Consider the following 18781-nt stretch of genomic DNA (forward strand, 5'->3'; position numbering starts at 1 on the left):
CGTACCCACACGGGGCGTGTGTGCTGGAAAGATCGGTCGCATGGCTGCCGACTCGATCCTGCTCGCGGGCCGACCGTTCCCCCTCGGGGCGCACCCCGAGGCCGGAGGTGTGCGCTTCGCGGTCTCGGCGCCGCCCGCCCACGCCGTGGAAGTGTGCCTGATCAGCGAAGACGGCACCGAGGAGCGGGTCGAGCTGACCGAGCGCACGTTCGGCGTCTGGCACGGGTTGATCTCCGGCGTCACACCCGGTCAGCGCTACGGCTACCGCGTGCACGGGCCGTACGACCCGTCACGCGGCCTGCGGTGCAACCCGGCGAAGCTGTTGGTCGACCCGTATGCGACGCGGATCACGGGCGCCTTGTCCGACCTCGACGCGGCGCTGGGCTACGTGGACGACCCGATGCTCGGCGGCCCGTCGCCGGTCGACTCGCTGGGCAGCGTGCCGCTGTCCGTGGTCACCTCGCCCGGCGGGCCGGCCACGGGCGCGAAGCCCGAGGTGCCGTTCGAGGAGGCGGTGTTCTACGAGCTGCACGTGCGCGGGTTCACCAAGCTGCACCCGGCCGTGCCCGAGCACCAGCGCGGCACCTACCTGGGGCTGGCGCACCCGGCCGTGCTGGAGCACCTGACGCGGCTCGGCGTGACGTCGGTGGAGCTGCTGCCCGTGCACGCGTTCGTCGACGAGCCGTCGTTGATCCGCGACGGCAGGCACAACTACTGGGGCTACTCCCCGCTGAGCTACTTCGCGCCGCACCCCGGCTACGCCAGCGAGCCGGGCCGGGAGGTGGAGGAGTTCCGCACGATGGTCGCCGCGCTGCACGCCGCGGAGATCGAGGTGATCATCGACGTGGTCTTCAACCACACGTGCGAGGGCGGCCCGGAGGGTCCCACGCTGTCCTACCGCGGGTTCGACGCGCCCGGCTACTACCTGCACATCGACGGCGGCGGCACGCTCGACATCACCGGCTGCGGCAACACCACCGAGGCCGGGTCGCCGCAGTTCGTGCGGCTGGTGACGGACTCGCTGCGGTACTGGGCCACCGAGATGGGCGTGGACGGGTTCCGGTTCGACCTCGCGTCCACGCTGGGCAGGCCCGGCGGCGGGCGGTTCGACCGGGCCTCGGCGATGCTCACCGCGATCACCTCGGACCCGGTGCTGTCGCGGTGCAAGCTCATCGCCGAGCCGTGGGACGCCACCGGCGACGGCTACCGGGTCGGCGACTTCGGCGTGCAGTGGGCCGAGTGGAACGGCCGGTACCGCGACACCGTGCGCGACTTCTGGCGCGGCATGACGAGCGTGCGCGACCTGGCGTACCGGCTGTCCGGCTCGTCCGACCTGTACGCCGACGACCTGCGGCGGCCGTGGCAGTCGATCAACTTCGTCACCGCGCACGACGGGTTCACGCTGCGCGACCTCGTGTCGTACAACGACAAGCACAACCTGGCCAACGGCGAGGACAACCGCGACGGCACCAACGACAACCGGTCGTGGAACTGCGGCGTCGAGGGCGAGACGGACGACGCCGAGGTGCTCGCGCTGCGGGCCCGGCAGGCGCGCAACCTGTTCGCCACGCTGATGCTGTCCACCGGCACGCCGATGCTCACCGCCGGTGACGAGCAGTGGCGCACGCAGGGCGGCAACAACAACGCCTACTGCCTGGACGACGAGACCTCCTGGATGGACTGGGGCCTCGGCGACGAGGGCGAGGCGATGCTGGCGTTCGCCCGGCGGATCGTCGCGGTGCGCCGCGCGTCACCCGCGTTGCGGCAGCCGCAGTTCTTCGACGGCCGCACCACCGCGTCCGGCGCGCCCGACCTGGTGTGGTTCCGGCCCGACGGCGAGGAGATGGCCGAGACCGACTGGTTCGACGACGGCCGCCGGTTCCTCGGCATGTGGATCGACGGCTCGAACAGCCTGTCGCGCTCGCGGGACGGCGAGCTGGTGTCGGACGACTCGTGGCTGCTGCTCCTGCACGCGGGCGCGGACCCCGTCGAGGTCACCCTGCCGGGGCCCGAGTACGGCGGGCGCTACCAGCCGACGATCGACTCCACCACCCCCGACGGCTCGCCCGTGGCCGGGGAGAGCCTGCCGGCCGGCGCGACCGTCGTGCTGGAAAGCCGGTCCCTGCTGCTGCTGCGGGTCCCGAACTGAGGTGTGTCGGTGACCGACTGCCTCCGCCACCGAGGCAATCCTGCCTGGTGAGAGGCCTGCGCGCGGTGCGCTGATCCGTGGCACGATGCGGGCGTGGCCCGTCCGTTGCTGACCTGGTGCGACCGCACGATCGACCTCCTCCTGGTGGCGTCGTGCGGGTGTAGCGGGACGCGACGCGGCCGGTCACGCCCCACGGGTTGACGCCGCGTCGCGTCTTGATCGCTACCCCGCCCGACCCGTAGCCATCAGGAGCGACTCATCGTGACCGCGACGATCGCGCGCGCCGACCTGCACCCGAACCTGGACGTGCGGTTCCTGCGCGACATCATCCACCCGGAACGCGACCTGTGGACGCCGCGCGAGCTGCGCGAGCTGACCTCGACCGTGGCCGCCGAGCTGACCACCCCGCTGCTGGACATCCTCCGGTTCGACGCCGACCGTCGCTGGTGGGCGCGGCTGGGGCTGACCGAGGGCGTCGAGCTGTGGCTGCTGAGCTGGCTGCCCGGCCAGGGCACCGAGCCGCACGACCACGGCGGCGCGGCGGGCTCGTTCACCGTGCTGACCGGCGAGCTGGCGGAGGACTACCGCTACCCCGGTGGGCCGATCCGCAGCGCGGCACGACCCGTCGGCAGCGCGTTGGGCTTCGGCGCCGGGCGTGCGCACCGGGTGCTGAACCAGGGCAGCACCGGCGCGGCGAGCGTGCACGCCTACTCGCCGCCGTTGGTGCCGACCCGGGAGTACCCGAGCCTCGCCGACATCCCGCAGGAGATCCCGCCGTTGCCCGCCCTGCGGCTGCCGTTGGAGCAGCTGCGCGTTCTGGCCGACCAGGAGGGCCCGTGAGTGCCGAGGAGTTGCTGGAAGAGGCGCGGCGGTCGTTGACCCGCGTGTCGCCGGAGGAGCTGGCCGGGTTGGCCGACGTGCTGGTGGTCGACATCCGACCGCACCACAACCGGGCGGCGGAAGGCGAGATCCCCGGCTCGATCCCGGTGGAGCGGATCGTGCTGGAGTGGCGGCTCGACCCGGACGGCGAGCACCGCATCCCCGGCTTCACCGCGGACACCACCGTGGTCGTGCTGTGCAACGAGGGCTACGCCTCCAGCCTCGCCGCCCGCGACCTGCAACGCGTGGGCCTGCCGCGCGCGACGGACCTGGTGGGCGGCTTCCGCGGCTACGCCGCCGCCGGCCTCCCCGTCCGCCCGGGCGCCACCCAGGCCGTCACCTGACCACCCTGAACGCTCAACTCGCCTGTTCCGAACGTAGGACACGCGCGACGCGAACGTAGGACTCTCGCGCGTGTCCTACGTTCCGAACGCGCGTGTCCTGCGTTCGGAACGCGCGTGTCCTGCGTTCGGGGAACCGGGAGGTCGGCGGTAGCGTCTCCAGGTTCGTGTGGAAAGCGCTGACCGGGTTGGCCCTGGTCGTCCTCGTGCTCTGGCGGCCCGGTGTCGCGACGTTCGGCGGGGCCGCGGTCGGGGCGTGGGCCGTCGCCGTGGCGGTGCAGGTCGGCCTGTTGGCCGGCGCACGCCTGTGGCACGTGCGGGTGCCGTTGGTCGAGATCGGCGTCGGCGGTGAGATCCGCACGTGGACGAAGCCCCACCTGCGGGTGGTGTGGCGGACGGTCCCGCTGCTGATGTCCGTCGGCCTCACGTCGGTCAAGGCGCCGGTCCGCCGCCGGCTGTGGCTGACCGGGCTCACGTCGGTGCTGGTGGCCGCGGCGGCCGTCGCGGTGGCCTGGCTCGGCGCGCTCCTCTGGTCGGACGCGGACCAGCCGTTCCTGCGCGGCTTCGCGGTCGCGGGCACGGCCGTGCTGCTCAACGCCCTGTGGCCGCGACGCGGCGCGGGCACCACCTCGCCCGGCTGGTTCCTGTTCGCCCTGCCCCGGACCTCCGGCCGCACGGCCGCGGAGTTCGAGGCGACGCCCCTGGTCAACCAGGTGACCGACGCGCTCGAAGCCGGCGACCTCGACCGGGCCGAGGCGCTCGCCGACGAACTGGTCGAACGCCACCCCACGCTGCTGGTCGCGATCGGCGCGCGGTCCTCCGTGCTCACCCTGCGCGCCCGGTACGGCGAGGCGTTGCACCTGGTCAGCGCCCTGGTCGGGCGCACCGACCTGGAGCAGCGGGACATGGCGTTCGTGCTCGCCGCGATGGCCGGGTCCACGGCGAACGCGGTCGAGGGCGGCCAGCTGCCCGCCGAGATCGGCGTGCCCGCGGCGAGGCGCGCGGCGGACGGCGCGATGAAGTTCGGCTACCCGCGCCACCGCTGCACGGGCACGTTGGCGCAACTCGCCCTGATCGAGCACGACCACGTCACCGCGCTCGCCCTCGCCACCCAGGCCAAGGCGACCAGCGAGAGCGGTCTCGCCCGCGCCGACGCCCTCGCCACGATCGCCCGCGCGCACATGGCCGCCGGTGACAACGCGGCCGCCCGCGCGAGCCTTGTCGAGGCACGGCGACTCGCCGGCTGGATGCCCCGGGTCGCGGACACCACCGCCCGCCTCGACATCTCGTAGGAGATCCGGCGGACCGCGGAGATCAGGAGGACCGGGCGGGGTCCGGCATGGTCGGCATCCCGCCCTCCGGCACGGGCAGGCCGCAGTTCTTCAGCGCCTCGTTCAGGACCTTCAACCAGGTCTGCGCCTCGGCCCGCAGCTTCCCCGGGTCCGGCGGCACGGCGCCGGGCACGAGCTTGCTCAGCACGCTGAACGCGCCCGCGAACATCGCCAGGTCGTGCGACAGGCACAGCTCCGGCCCGTGGAACCGGACCTCCGCGGCCCCGGTCATCGGCGGTGTCGGCAGGCACTTCGCCGCCGTCATCGCCACCAGCAGCCGCAGCACGTCGCCCAGCGGCACGGCGGCCTTGTCGGGCGCCGGCGGGGTCGCGGCCAGCGGCTCGACCACCTTCTTGAGCGTGTCCGCGAGCTGCGCCACCAGTCCCGCGCACGCGGCGGGAGGTTCCGCCGACTGCCGTTGCGCCGACGCGGCCGGGATGACGGCCACGGCGAGCACGACGGCGAGCACCGTGCCGATCGTCGCGATTTTCCTCACGTGGCAAGCGTAAGCGGGGACGAGCGGCCACCCGCCGGTGAGAACGACGAGTTCACCCGACCGAAGAAACCCCGCCCCACCAGCGTGGACGACACGCGGACCAGATGACCGCCGGTCACCCCGGCGGTCATCTGATCGAGCGGTGTCAGCCCGCCAGCACGACCCGACCGAGTTCGGCCGGCGACGCGAGCAGGTCGTGCCTCGGCAGCACGCGCACCGTGTAGCCGACGGCGCCCGCGTGCGGCAGCGGCACCTCGACCTCGTAGTTGCCGTTGCCCGCGTAGTCCATGCCGTGCGTGACCACGTCGTACAGCTCGTCGGAGTCGCCGACCCGGCCCAGCGCCACCTGCACGTCCACTTCGGACGGTTCCAGGCCGGCCAGCTCGATCCGGGCCCGCACGGCGACCGGCGAGCCGAGGTTCGGCGTGACCGACCCGTTCAGCGACATCTCCGACTCCAGCACCCGCACCCGCGTCCACGACGCCCGCAGCCGCTGCCGGTACGCGGCCAGCTCCTTGGCGCCCCGGAAGCCCTCGCCGACCACCGAGGCGGCCGACGACGCGGCGGGGGCGTACAGGTTCTCCACGTACTCGCGCACCATCCGCGACGCCTGCACCGCCGGGCCGAGCGAGGCGAGCGTGTGCCGCACCATCGCCAGCCACCTGGTCGGCACGCCGTCCTCGCCGCGGTCGTAGAACAGCGGCGCGACCTGGCTGCCCAGCAGGTCGTACAGCGCGGCGGCCTCCAGGTCGTCGCGCCGGGTCGGGTCGGTGACGCCGTCGGCGGTGGGGATGGCCCAGCCGTTGCTGCCGTCGTACAGCTCGTCCCACCAGCCGTCGCGGATCGACAGGTTCAGCCCGCCGTTGAGCGCCGACTTCATGCCGGACGTGCCGCACGCCTCCAGCGGGCGCATCGGGTTGTTCAGCCACACGTCGCAGCCCCAGTACAGGTACCGGGCCATCGACATGTCGTAGTCGGGCAGGAACACGATCCGGTGCCGCACACCCGCGTCGTCGGCGAACCGCACGATCTGCTGGATCAACGCCTTGCCGCCGTCGTCGGCGGGGTGCGACTTGCCCGCGACGACCAGCTGCACCGGCCGTTCGGGGTGCAGCAGCATCGAGCGCAGCCGCTCCGGGTCGCGCAGCATGAGCGTCAGCCGCTTGTAGGTCGGCACGCGGCGGGCGAAGCCGACGGTCAGCACGCCCGGGTCGAACACCGAGTCGGTCCAGCCCAGCTCCAACGCCGACGCGCCGCGCTGCAACCACGAGGCGCGGGTGCGGCGGCGGACCTCGTCGACGAGCTTGCCGCGCAGGTCGTTGCGCAGCTCCCACAACCGCTGGTCGGTGACCGGCTCGAACCCGTGGATGCCGACGCCGCTCTCCTCGGTGTCGCCGACCAACCTGCTCATCTCGGTCGCCGCCCACGTCGGGCCGTGCACGCCGTTGGTGACCGAGCCGATCGGCACCTCCGAGGCGTCGAAGCCCGGCCACAGGCCGCGGAACATGTCGCGGCTGACCGTGCCGTGCAGCTTGGAGACGCCGTTGGCGCGCTGCGCGAGCCGCAGGCCCATGTGCGCCATGTTGAACAGGCCCGGGTTGTCCTCCGCGCCGAGGGCGAGCAGCCGCTGGGTGTTCACGCCCGGCAGCAGGGTCTCGGCGCCGAAGTAGTGCTGCACCAGGTCGACGGGGAACCGGTCGATGCCCGCCGGCACCGGCGTGTGCGTGGTGAACACCGTGCCCGCGCGGACCGCCGCCAGCGCCTGGTCGAAGTCGAGGCCCTCGGTGGTGACCAGCTCGCGGATGCGCTCCAGGCCGAGGAAGCCCGCGTGGCCCTCGTTGGTGTGGAACACCTCGGGCGACGGGTGCCCGGTCAGGTCGCAGTAGGTGCGCACGGCGCGGACGCCGCCGACGCCGGCCAGGATCTCCTGCCGGATGCGGTGGTCCTGGTCGCCGCCGTAGAGGCGGTCGGTGACGCCGCGCAGGTCGTCGTCGTTCTCCTCCACGTCGGAGTCGAGCAGCAGCAGCGGGATGCGGCCGACCTGCGCCTTCCACACCTTGGCGCGCAGCACCCGGTCGCCGGGCATGGCGACGTGCACCAGGATCGGCGCGCCGGACGGCTCGGCGAGCAGCTCCAGCGGCAGGCCGCGCGGGTCCAGCACGGGGTAGTGCTCGATCTGCCAGCCGTCCAGGGACAGGGCCTGGCGGAAGTAGCCCGACCGGTAGAGCAGGCCGACCGCGATCAGCGGCACGCCCAGGTCGGAGGCCGCTTTGAGGTGGTCGCCCGCCAGCACGCCGAGGCCGCCGGAGTAGTTCGGCAGTGCCTCGGTGACGCCGAACTCCATGGAGAAGTAGGCGATCGCGGAGGGCAGGGGGTGCGGGTCGCGGTCGCCGTGCTCGCGGCGCTGCCCGATCTCGTCCTGGCGGCGCTGGAACCAGCGCGGCCCGGTGGTGTAGCGGTGCAGGTCGTCGGCCAGGGCGCGGGCGTGGGCGAGGAACTGCTCGTCGCGGGAGAGCGCTTCGAGCCGCTCGGGCGCGACGACGGACAGCAGCCGCAACGGGTCGCCGCTCTCGGCCCACAGCTCGGGGTCGACCGACGCGAACAGGTCCTGGGTGGGCGGGTGCCACGTCCAGCGCAGGTTCGTGGCGAGGGTGCCCAGGGCCGCCAGCGGCTCGGGCAGACTGGCTCGGACGGTGAACCGGCGAAGTGCTCGCATGGCGTCGGACCTTATCCCCCATCCAGCGGTGCGGGACACCGGTCACCCGAACCGATGCAGGGACCGATCCAGCCCCACCAGCGCAAACGCCGCTCTGCAAGTTATTTCGCGCACCGCGCGCAACCGTCAAGATCGACGCGGTCGGCCGGCGCGCGGGCCCGCGGCGTGATCACCGGGCCGGGGAGGTCGGACCGCCCGCCGGGTCGCGCGTCCCCTGCCCGGGTGACCCGGGTCGCTCGATCGGTACCGGCGTGGCACGGCTTCGGAACCGATCACGATTTGCGAATCTGCTCGAATCGCGAGACGGACACCACCGCCAAGTGTGCAATCCGCGCGGACGGGGTAGGAACAGCGAGTAGAGGTGTCCCGGTGGTGGGTGTTCCGACCGCTGAGGGCAGACTTGACCGTGCAAGCGTCACACCAGGTGAGAGGGGCGCTGCCGATGAGCGGACGACTCGGTATCGACGATGTCTCCCCGACCGTGAGCGGCGGTCGCTACCCGGCGAAGGCCGTGGTCGGCGAACACGTGCCGGTCGAGGCCACGGTGTGGCGCGAGGGCCACGACGCCGTGGCCGCCACGGTGGCGTGGCGGGGACCGGACGACCGGGTCGCCAGACAGACGAGGATGGTCCCGCACGGGGTCGGCCTCGACCGCTGGACCGCCACGATCGTGCCGGACTCGCCGGGTGCGTGGACGTTCCGGGTGGACGCCTGGAGCGACCCGTGGGCCACCTGGGAGCACGCCGTCGAGGTCAAGATCGCCGCGGGGCAGAGCGCGCACGAGCTGGACAACGACCTGGAGGCGGGCGCCCGCCTGCTCGACCGCGTCAGCCGCCGCCCCGACCGGCGCAAGGACAAGCCGCTGCTGGTCAACGCGGCCACCGCGCTGCGCGACGAGCACCGGCCCCTCGCCGAGCGGGTCGCGCCCGCCCTCGCGGGCGACGTCCGCCGGATCATGCACGAGCACCCCGTCCGCGAGCTGATCACCAGGGGCAAGCCGCAGAAGGTGTGGGTCGACCGCAAGCTGGCGGCGTTCGGCTCCTGGTACGAGTTCTTCCCCCGCAGCACGGGCGGCGTCGACGAGTCGGGCGTCCCGGTGCACGGCACGTTCGTCACCGCCGCCAAGGAGCTCGACCGCGTCGCGGCCATGGGCTTCGACGTCGCCTACCTGCCCCCGATCCACCCGATCGGGCGGGTGAACCGCAAGGGCCCGAACAACACGCTCACCGCCACCGAGGACGACCCCGGATCGACCTGGGCCATCGGCGCGGACGAGGGCGGGCACGACGCGGTCCACCCCGAGCTCGGCACCATCGAGGACTTCGACGCGTTCGTCGACCGGGCCCGCGAGCTGAACATCGAGGTGGCGCTGGACCTGGCGCTGCAGTGCGCCCCCGACCACCCGTGGGTGCTGAAGAACCCCGAGTGGTTCACCACGCGCCCCGACGGCTCGATCGCCTACGCGGAGAACCCGCCGAAGAAGTACCAGGACATCTACCCGGTCAACTTCGACAACGACCCCCAGGGCATCTACAACGAGGTGCTGCGCGTCGTGCTGCACTGGGTGGACCACGGGGTGCGGATCTTCCGGGTCGACAACCCGCACACCAAGCCGCCGGACTTCTGGGCGTGGCTGATCTGGGCGGTCAAGGACCGCCACCCGGACGTGCTGTTCCTGTCCGAGGCGTTCACCCGGCCGGCCCGCCTGTACGGCCTGGCCAAGCTCGGCTTCACGCAGAGCTACACCTACTTCACCTGGCGCACGACCAAGGAGGAGCTGACCGAGTTCGGCGCCGAACTGGTCGAGCACTGGGACGAAGCGCGACCCAACCTGTTCGTCAACACACCCGACATCCTGCACGAGTCGCTGCAGCACGGCGGCCCGGGCATGTTCGCGCTGCGCGCGGCGCTGGCGGCGACGATGGCGCCGACCTGGGGTGTGTACTCGGGTTACGAGCTGTTCGAGCACGAGGCCGTCCGGCCGGGCAGCGAGGAGTACCTGAACTCGGAGAAGTACCAGCTCCGCCCCCGCGACTACGCGGCGGCGGTGGCCGAGGGACGGTCGCTGGAACCGTGGTTGCGCAAGCTGAACGCGATCCGCCGGGCGCACCCGGCGCTGCAGCAGATGCGAACACTCCGGTTCCACCACGTCGACAACCCGGCGCTGATCGCCTACTCCAAGCAGGACCCGGCCGGCGGCGACACGGTCGTCGTCGTGGTCAACCTGGACCCGCACAACGCGCAGGACGGCACCGTCTGGCTGGACCTGCCCGCGCTCGGCGTCGACTGGCACGAGCGGCTGATCGCGCACGACGAGGTGTCCGGGGAGACCTGGGACTGGGGCCAGGCGAACTACGTCCGCCTGGAACCCTGGCGCGCCCCGGCGCACGTCGTCGGCGTCCAGCGCAGGTTCAGCAGCGCCGGTTGACCCGGCGGGGAGAAACCCTGCCCGGTCCCCTTTACCGAGTCCCCGTGCCCGCCGAAGAGCACGAGGGACGATCGAACGCACCCCCAATGAGGTGGGACGAGGTGGAGCACACATGCAGGAAGAGGCACGACCCGACGCCGCGCTGGTAGGCCTGGAGAACGTGCCGCACACCGGCGAGGCCATCGGCGCGGACGGCCTGCTGGTCGAACCGCAGGCCGAGGACTTCCGGTCGGCCAAGCTCGTGCCGCGCGAGCGCGACTGGTTCAAGGGCGCGGTGTTCTACGAGGTGCTGGTGCGGGCGTTCAGCGACTCCAACGGCGACGGCACCGGAGACCTCCGGGGCCTCGCGTCCCGCTTGGACTACCTGGAGTGGCTCGGCGTCGACTGCCTGTGGCTGCCGCCGTTCTACGCCTCGCCGCTGCGCGACGGCGGCTACGACATCTCCGACTTCCGCGCGGTGCTGCCGGAGTTCGGCTCGGTCGAGGACTTCGTGTACCTGCTGGACGAGGCGCACCGGCGCGGCATCCGGGTGATCACCGACCTGGTGCTCAACCACACCAGCGACGCGCACCCGTGGTTCCAGCAGTCGCGCACCGACCCGGACGGGCCCTACGGCGACTACTACGTGTGGGGCGACGACGACCAGCGCTACGCGGACGCGCGGATCATCTTCGTCGACACCGAGTCGTCCAACTGGACCTACGACCCGGTGCGCGGCCAGTTCTACTGGCACCGGTTCTTCTCCCACCAACCCGACCTGAACTTCGAGAACCCGCACGTCCAGGAGGCCATGCTGGACACCCTGCGGTTCTGGCTCGACCTGGGCATCGACGGGTTCCGGCTCGACGCCGTGCCGTACCTGTTCGAGGCGGAGGGCACGAACTGCGAGAACCTGCCGCGCACGCACGACTTCCTCAAGCGCTGCCGCAAGGTCGTCGACGACGAGTACCCGGGCCGGGTGCTGCTCGCGGAGGCCAACCAGTGGCCGTCGGACGTGGTCGAGTACTTCGGCGACCCCGAGGTGGGCGGCGACGAGTGCCACATGGCGTTCCACTTCCCGCTGATGCCGCGCATCTTCATGGCGGTGCGGCGCGAGTCGCGGTTCCCGATCTCGGAGATCCTGGCGCAGACCCCGGAGATCCCGTCCGGCGCGCAGTGGGGGATCTTCCTGCGCAACCACGACGAGCTGACGCTCGAGATGGTCACCGACGAGGAACGCGACTACATGTACGCGGAGTACGCCAAGGACCCGCGGATGAAGGCGAACATCGGCATCAGACGGCGCCTGGCGCCGCTGCTGGAGAACGACCGCAACCAGCAGGAGCTGTTCACCGCGATGCTGCTGTCGCTCCCCGGCTCGCCCGTCCTCTACTACGGTGACGAGATCGGCATGGGCGACAACATCTGGCTGGGCGACCGCGACGCGGTGCGCACGCCGATGCAGTGGACCCCCGACCGCAACGCGGGGTTCTCCAGCTGCGACCCCGGCCGGATCTACCTGCCGGTGATCATGGACCCGGTGTACGGCTACCAGGCGCTCAACGTCGAGGCGCAGCTGAACAACCAGTCCTCGCTGCTGCACTGGACCCGGCGGATGATCGAGGTGCGCAAGCAGCACCACGCGTTCGCGGAGGGCGACTTCACCGACCTGGGCGGGTCGAACCCGAGCGTGCTGGCCTACCGCCGGCGGTGGTTGCGGCCCGACGGCCACGAGGACGTCGTGCTGTGCGTGAACAACCTGTCGCGGTTCCCGCAGCCGGTCGAGCTCGACCTGTCGGAGCACCACGGCAGCAGGCCGGTCGAGCTGACCGGCGGCGTCGTCTTCCCGACCGTGGGCGACCTGCCCTACCTGCTGACCCTGCCCGGGCACGGCTTCTACTGGTTCCAGCTCGTGGAAGCCGACGACGACAGCGAGCCGAGGTGATGGACGTGACGCAGCCCCACGACCTGGTCGACGCGGTGCTGGCCGAGCTGCCCGAGTGGCTGCCCGCCCAGCGGTGGTTCGGCGGCAAGGACCGCCCGGTCACCTCGATCCGCCCGCTGCGCACGGCGGTGCTGCGGGCCGAGGACCCGGTGCTGGTGCACCTGGTGGTGGAGGTGGAGCAGCCGGACCGGCGCGAGCCCTACCAGCTGCTGGTCACCGACCACGCGGACAACCACGAGGCCACCCACGTGCCGGAGCTGACCGGCGTCCTGCTCGACCTCATCGCCGAGGGCGCCGAGGTCGAGGGCCTGCGGTTCGCGCACGAGCCGGGCGTGGAGCTGCAGACCGGGCTGCGCGGCCGGCCGATCACGTCCGAGCAGTCCAACACCTCGATCGTGTTCGGCAACCAGTACATCCTCAAGCTGTTCCGCAAGCTCACCTACGGCGAGAACCCGGACCTGGCGCTGCACCGAGCGCTGCGCCAGGTCGGGTGCGAGCACATCGCCCAGCCGCTCGGGTCGATCACGGGACGGCTGGACGGCCGCACGACGACCATCGGCATGCTCCAGCAGTTCATGCCGGACGCGGTGGACGGCTGGGCGATGGCCACCACGAGCGTGCGCGACCTGATGGCCGAGGCCGACCTGCACGCCGACGAGGTCGGCGGCGACTTCGCGGGTGAGGCGCAGCGGCTCGGCCAGGCCGTGGCCACTGTGCACGCGGACCTGGAGCGCGCCCTGGGCACGCAGTCCGCGGACGCCGAGAACATCGACCGGACCGTGCGGGCGATGGTCGCGCGGCTGGACTCGGTGGTGGCCTCCGTGCCGGAGCTGCGGCCCTACGTGCCCGCGCTGCGGGAGGCGTTCGAGCAGGCCCGGGAGACCCCGGACGCGGTCGCGGTGCAGCACATCCACGGCGACCTGCACCTCGGTCAGGTGCTGCGGACCGTGCAGGGGTGGCTGCTGATCGACTTCGAGGGCGAGCCCGGGTCGCCGATCGCGGAGCGGATGGAGCTGCGCTCGCCGTTGCGCGACGTGGCGGGGATGCTGCGGTCGTTCGACTACGCGGCCCACCAGCTGCTCGTCGGCCAGCCGGAGGACCACCAGCTGACCGTGCGGGCGCTGGAGTGGGCGCGGCGCAACCGCGCGGCCTTCGCCGAGGGCTACGCGGAGGCGGCGTCGGACTCGGTGGGCGACCCGCGCAAGCGGGGCTACCTGCTGCGGGCGTTCGAGCTGGACAAGGCCGTCTACGAGGTCGCCTACGAGCACGCGAACAGGCCGGAGTGGTTGACGGTCCCGTTGTCGTCGATCGCGCGGATCACTGGAGAGGGAGCGGTGCAGTCATGATCTCGCCCGAGGACGTCGACCGGCTGTTGGCCGGGGCGCACCACGACCCGCACTCGGTGCTGGGCGTGCACCACGCGCCGGAGGGCGTGGTCGCGCGGGCGCTGCGGCCGGGCGCGACCGCGGTGGCGGTGATGGCCGCCGACAAGCGGTTCGACCTGGACCGGGTCGCCGACGGGCTGTTCGCGGGCGAGCTGCCCGAGCACCCCGGCGACTACCGGCTGGAGGTCGAGTACGGCGACCACGCCGTCGAGGTGGACGACCCGTACCGGTGGCTGCCCACCGTCGGCGAGCTGGACCTGCACCTCATCGGCGAGGGGCGGCACGAGCGGCTGTGGGACGTGCTGGGCGCGCGGGTGCGCACCTACGACACGCCCAACGGCACCGTCTCGGGCGTCTCGTTCGCCGTGTGGGCGCCGACCGCGCGCGGTGTGCGGGTGTGCGGCGACTTCGACGGCTGGGACGGCCGGGCGAACCCGATGAGGTCGCTCGGCTCGTCCGGCGTGTGGGAGGTCTTCATCCCCGGCATCCCCGAGGGCACCCGGTACAAGTTCCGCATCCTGGGCCGGGACGGCGGGTGGCACGAGAAGGCCGACCCGATGGCGTTCGCCACCGAGACGCCGCCGCAGACCGCCTCGGTCGTCACCCGGACCGCGCACGAGTGGGGCGACGCCGAGTGGCAGGCCAAGCGCGACGCCACGCAGTGGATCAACGCGCCGATGAGCGCGTACGAGGTGCACCTGGGCTCGTGGCGGCCCGGCCTGAGCTACCGGGAGCTGGCCACGGAGCTGGCGGACTACGTGGTGGACGCCGGGTTCACCCACGTGGAGCTGATGCCGGTGGCCGAGCACCCGTTCGGCGGGTCGTGGGGCTACCAGGTGACGTCGTACTACGCGCCGACGTCGAGGTTCGGCTCGCCGGACGACTTCCGGCACTTCGTGGACGTGCTGCACCAGCGCGGCGTCGGCGTGATCATGGACTGGGTGCCGGCGCACTTCCCGAAGGACTCGTGGGCGTTGGCGAAGTTCGACGGCAGCGCGCTGTACGAGCACGAGGACCCCCGCCGGGGCGAGCACCCGGACTGGGGCACGCTGGTGTTCGACTTCGGGCGCAACGAGGTGCGCAACTTCCTGGTCGCCAACGCGCTGTACTGGATCGAGGAGTTCCACATCGACGGCCTGCGGGTCGACGCGGTGGCCTCGATGCTGTACCTGGACTACTCGCGGCAGGAGGGGCAGTGGCTGCCCAACCAGTACGGCGGCCGGGAGAACCTGGACGCGGTGCGGTTCCTGCAGGAGCTGAACGCGACGGTCTACAAGCGCCACCCCGGCGTGGTGATGGTGGCGGAGGAGTCGACGGCGTGGCCGGGCGTGTCGCGGCCCACGCACCTGGGCGGCCTCGGGTTCGGGTTCAAGTGGAACATGGGCTGGATGCACGACTCGCTGCACTACCTGTCGCGCGAGCCCATCCACCGGTCGTTCCACCACAACGAGATCACGTTCTCGCTGGTGTACGCGTGGAGCGAGAACTTCGTGCTGCCGCTGTCGCACGACGAGGTCGTGCACGGCAAGGGGTCGTTGTGGCAGCGGATGCCCGGCGACGACTGGAACAAGGCGGCCGGGCTGCGCTCGCTGCTGGCGTTCATGTGGGCGCACCCCGGCAAGCAGCTGCTGTTCATGGGCGGCGAGTTCGGGCAGCGGGAGGAGTGGTCGGAGAGCCGGTCGCTGGACTGGCACCTGCTGGACTCGCCGCTGCACGGCGGCCTGCACCGGCTGATCGGCGACCTGAACCGGGTCTACCGGGGCTCGCCCGCGCTCTACAGCGCCGACAACAAGCCCGAGGGGTTCTCGTGGATCGACGCGAACGACTCGGCGGGCAACGTGCTGAGCTTCCTGCGCATCGGTGAGGACGGCTCGCTGCTCGCGTGCGTGGCGAACTTCGCCGGCCTGCCGCACCACGATTACCGGGTGGGGCTGCCGGTCGCGGGTCGGTGGCGCGAGGTGGTGAACACGGACTCGGAGGTCTACGGCGGGTCCGGGGTCGGGAACTTCGGCGTGGTGGAAGCGGAAGAGCGCCCCTGGCACGGCAGGCCCGCGTCGGCGGTGCTGCAACTGCCGCCGACGGGCGTGCTGTGGCTCGCGCCGGAGGCGCCCGCGGTCACCGCGACGGTCACCGCGGAGGACCGGGCGAGCGTCGAGGGCCCGATCGACCCGGACGACCTCGAGATCACCTGATCCGGGCCGCGCCCGGCGGGGGCTTCGACCCGGGAGCCCCCGCCGGGTCGCCGGCCGGACCCGAACCGCGTAGTGCGGAACGTCGTCGGCGGGGGTCGGCGCCTGCCATGCTGAGCCCCATGGCGGACGAGGTGTGGGCGGTCGGCGAGGCGTACGAGGCTTACGTCGGGCGTTGGAGCGCGCCCGTCGCGCGGCGGTTCCTCCGGCTGCTGGACGTGCCGGCGGGCCGCCGGTGGCTGGACGTCGGCTGCGGCACGGGCGCGTTGACCACCGCGATCCTCAAGCTCGCCGACCCGACCGAGGTCGTCGGGGTCGACCCGTCCGAGGGTTTCCTGGCCACCGCCGAGCACCGGGTCACCGACCCGCGCGCGGCCTTCCACGTCGGTGATGCCCGGTCCCTCCCGCTGCCCGACCGCTCGTTCGACGCCGTGGTCAGCGGTCTCGCGCTCAACTTCGTGCCCGACCCCGCCCGCGCCGTGGCCGAGTTCGCCAGGGTCGCCGCGCCGCGGGGCGTGGTCGCCGGCTACGTCTGGGACTACGCCGAGGGCATGGCGATCACCCGCTTCTTCTGGGACGCCGCCACCGACCTCGACCCGGCCGCCGCCGCCCTGCACGAGGGCAGGCGCTTCCCCCTCTGCCGTCCCGAACCGCTCCGCGAGCTGTGGACCGGCGCCGGGCTGACCGGGGTGCGCGTGGAGGCGTTGGAGGTGCCGACGGTGTTCAACGACTTCGACGACTACTGGCGCCCGTTCCTCGGTGGCCAGGGACCGGCGCCCGGCTACACCGCGTCCCTGCCCGAGGACCGCCGGCGGGCCCTGCGCGACCTGCTCCGCACCCGCCTGCCCACCCATCCGGACGGCTCCATCCGCCTGGCCGCGCGGGCGTGGTCGGTGCGCGGCTTCACGGCGCCGGCGTGAACCCCGGCAGCAGGACGGGCAGCCGCTCGTCCCCCCGCCCGGTGACGAGGAGCTCCCTGGTGCCGTCCTGACGGCGGACCAGGCCGTCGGCCACGAACGCGTCCAGCACGAGCCGGCCCAGGTCGCCGCCCAGGTGCGGGACGCGGTGCGTGCGGTCCAGGCAGGCCGACGCGAGGCGGCGGCGCGGCGCGACGGCGGCCGGGTCGACGCCCAGGCGGTGCAGCGCGGTCAGGTCGTCGCCCAGCGCGAGGTCGCCGGTGCGGCCGTCGGGCGGGCGGAGCGCGCCCGCCTCGACGAGGGTCGCGAACACCGAGATCCCCAGGCGACCGGCCGCGTGGTCGTAGCACGTGTGGGCGACGTCGACCGGCGATGACGTGCGCCGGGGCGTGACGGGGTCGCCGCGGTGGGCGTACCGGGCCAGTGCGGTGAGGACGTCGGCGATGTCGGCGCGGCCCACCTGGTAGACGGCGTGCCGACCGGTGTGCTCGACCGTGACGAGGCCGGCGGCGCGCAGGCGGGCCAGGTGGTTGCCCAGCCGCGGCGGCGAGACGCCCATGGCGTCGGCCAGCTGCACCATCGTGTGCGGGCCCTCGGCGGCGAGCAGTTGCAGCGCGGTGAGCCGGACCGGGTCGGACAGCTCGCGGGCCAGCGCGACGACCGACGCCTGGACGGCGTTGCCCGAGTCGACCCATCCCGCCACAGGTGCACCCTAGCACCGTTCACGATGTCCTGAACTCTGATTGCGACCCGGCGGTGACGCGGGTTACGGTCACGGTTCATCACACCGTGAAGGGTGAGTGCCGATGGGGCTGGGCGTGCTGCTGTGGGGACGCGGGGTCTCGGCGCTCGGCGACGGCCTGTGGTTCACCACCTGGGCCTTGTTCTTCACCCGCGTCCTCGGGCTGCCGCCGACCGCGGTGGGCGTCGGCATGGCGGTCGCGGGCGCGGCGGGGCTGGTCGCGGCGGTGCCGCTCGGCGCGCTGGCCGACCGCTTCGACCCGAGGCTGGTGCTGGCGGCGCTCACCGTCGTCCGCGCCCTGGCCACGGCGTCCTACCTGGCGGTGGACGGCACGTGGTCGTTCCTCGCGGCGACGGTGGCGTTTCACCGCGCCCGCCAACGGCGGCAACGCCGTGCGGACGGCGTTGATCACCGGCCTGGTGGCCGACGACGCGGCCAGGGTGCGAGCGCTGGCCCGGCAACGGGTCGCGCAGCACGTCGGCTACGCCATCGGCGCCGGCCTGGGCGCCCTGGTGCTGACCGCCGACGACCCCGCCACCTACGCCCTGGCGATCACCGGCAACGCGATCACGTTCGGCGTGCTGGCGGCGACCACGCTCGCCGTGCGCAGACCGGCGCCGGTGGACGGGACGCCACGCGCGCGCGCCGCGTTGAGCGACCGCCCGTACCTGGCCGTCGTCGCGGTCACCTCGGTGCTGTCGCTGTGCTGGGCGATGCTGTCGACCGGGCTGCCGCTGTGGCTGTCCCGGTCGACGGACCTGCCGCTCGCGCTGGGCGGCGTGGTGGTGGTCGTCAGCTCGGTCGGCATCGCGGCGCTCCAGGTGCCCTTCTCGCGGTTCGCCCGCACCCCCGGCCAGGCCGCGCGCACCGTGGTCCGGTCGGGGATCGCGCTGGCCGCGAGCTGCGCGCTGCTCGCCACGACCGCGGGCGGCTCCGGTGCGGCGGCCGTCGCGGTCGTGGTGGCGGCGGCCCTGCTCCACGTGGTCGGCGAACTGGGTTACGTGGCCGCGAACTGGGGGTTGTCGGTCGGCCTCATGCGCGACGAGTCGCGTGGCGCCTACCAGGGGGTGAACGAGGCGGCCACGGCCACCGTGCAGCTGTTCGGGCCCGCGGTCTTCACGTTCGCGCTCGGCGGTCCCGGCGCGGGCGGTTGGCTCGCCGTGGCGGCGATCTTCCTGGTCGCGGTCGCGCCCGTGCCCGCGCTGACCCGGTGGGCGACGCGCACGCGCGAGCCGGCGGTGCCGTCGAACACGACCCCGTAGGGGTTCGGGGCAGGCACAATGG

Annotated in this window: 13 protein-coding genes; 10 read left to right on the forward strand and 3 right to left on the reverse strand. The window is 72.7% G+C overall.

Annotated elements, in window-relative coordinates:
* The first annotated feature begins 40 nt into the window (after positions 1-40).
* The 4 genes from glgX (at position 41) to IOD16_RS30400 (ending at position 4661) form a co-directional block, all read left to right on the forward strand.
* On the forward strand, positions 41-2149 hold the full coding sequence (gene glgX, locus IOD16_RS30385) for a glycogen debranching protein GlgX (RefSeq protein WP_201437108.1): 2109 nt from the start codon (positions 41-43) through the stop codon (positions 2147-2149).
* 261 nt (positions 2150-2410) lie between these two features.
* The gene (locus IOD16_RS30390; RefSeq protein ID WP_201437109.1) at positions 2411-2989 is read left to right on the forward strand and encodes a cysteine dioxygenase; all 579 of its coding nucleotides are present in this window, start codon (positions 2411-2413) and stop codon (positions 2987-2989) included.
* Positions 2986-3372, forward strand: a complete 387-nt coding sequence (locus IOD16_RS30395) for a rhodanese-like domain-containing protein (RefSeq protein WP_123745822.1) — start codon at positions 2986-2988, stop codon at positions 3370-3372. The genes IOD16_RS30390 and IOD16_RS30395 overlap by 4 nt, the downstream gene beginning before the upstream one ends.
* A 164-nt stretch (positions 3373-3536) precedes the next feature.
* A complete protein-coding gene (locus IOD16_RS30400; RefSeq protein ID WP_201437111.1) occupies positions 3537-4661 on the forward strand; it encodes a hypothetical protein in 1125 nt (374 codons plus the stop codon).
* A gap of 22 nt (positions 4662-4683) precedes the next feature.
* Here IOD16_RS30400 and IOD16_RS30405 read toward each other — a convergent pair whose 3' ends face one another.
* Positions 4684-5196, reverse strand: a complete 513-nt coding sequence (locus IOD16_RS30405; RefSeq protein WP_201437113.1) for a hypothetical protein — start codon at positions 5194-5196, stop codon at positions 4684-4686.
* Between the two features lie 145 nt (positions 5197-5341).
* A complete protein-coding gene (glgP, locus tag IOD16_RS30410; RefSeq protein WP_201437114.1) occupies positions 5342-7912 on the reverse strand; it encodes an alpha-glucan family phosphorylase in 2571 nt (856 codons plus the stop codon).
* 442 nt (positions 7913-8354) lie between these two features.
* On the opposite strand from glgP, the gene IOD16_RS30415 reads away from it, so the two are divergent.
* From IOD16_RS30415 to IOD16_RS30435, 5 genes are all read left to right on the forward strand, one after another.
* Positions 8355-10340, forward strand: coding sequence for an alpha-1,4-glucan--maltose-1-phosphate maltosyltransferase (locus tag IOD16_RS30415; protein ID WP_201437116.1), 1986 nt, complete (start codon positions 8355-8357; stop codon positions 10338-10340).
* Between the two features lie 112 nt (positions 10341-10452).
* Entirely contained in the window at positions 10453-12264 is a 1812-nt protein-coding gene (gene treS / locus IOD16_RS30420) for a maltose alpha-D-glucosyltransferase (protein WP_201437118.1), read from the forward strand.
* A 5-nt stretch (positions 12265-12269) separates the two neighbouring features.
* The gene (locus IOD16_RS30425) at positions 12270-13610 is read left to right on the forward strand and encodes a maltokinase N-terminal cap-like domain-containing protein (protein ID WP_328809372.1); all 1341 of its coding nucleotides are present in this window, start codon (positions 12270-12272) and stop codon (positions 13608-13610) included.
* Positions 13607-15841 carry a 1,4-alpha-glucan branching protein GlgB gene (gene glgB / locus IOD16_RS30430; RefSeq protein WP_201437121.1) on the forward strand — a complete coding sequence of 745 codons (2235 nt, stop codon included), beginning with the start codon at positions 13607-13609 and terminating at the stop codon, positions 15839-15841. The genes IOD16_RS30425 and glgB overlap by 4 nt, the downstream gene beginning before the upstream one ends.
* A 119-nt stretch (positions 15842-15960) precedes the next feature.
* A complete protein-coding gene (locus tag IOD16_RS30435) occupies positions 15961-16758 on the forward strand; it encodes a class I SAM-dependent methyltransferase (RefSeq protein WP_236594478.1) in 798 nt (265 codons plus the stop codon).
* Here IOD16_RS30435 and IOD16_RS30440 read toward each other — a convergent pair.
* Complete coding sequence (locus tag IOD16_RS30440; protein WP_201437123.1) at positions 16742-17458, reverse strand: ArsR/SmtB family transcription factor; 717 nt, start codon at positions 17456-17458, stop codon at positions 16742-16744. The genes IOD16_RS30435 and IOD16_RS30440 overlap by 17 nt on opposite strands.
* Positions 17459-17889: 431 nt before the next feature.
* On the opposite strand from IOD16_RS30440, the gene IOD16_RS30445 reads away from it, so the two are divergent.
* The gene (locus tag IOD16_RS30445; RefSeq protein WP_236594479.1) at positions 17890-18759 is read left to right on the forward strand and encodes an MFS transporter; all 870 of its coding nucleotides are present in this window, start codon (positions 17890-17892) and stop codon (positions 18757-18759) included.
* The last annotated feature ends 22 nt before the right edge of the window (positions 18760-18781 follow it).

It is taken from the genome of Saccharothrix sp. 6-C (assembly GCF_016695385.1).
Taxonomy (GTDB): Bacteria; Actinomycetota; Actinomycetes; order Mycobacteriales; family Pseudonocardiaceae; genus Actinosynnema; species Actinosynnema texasense.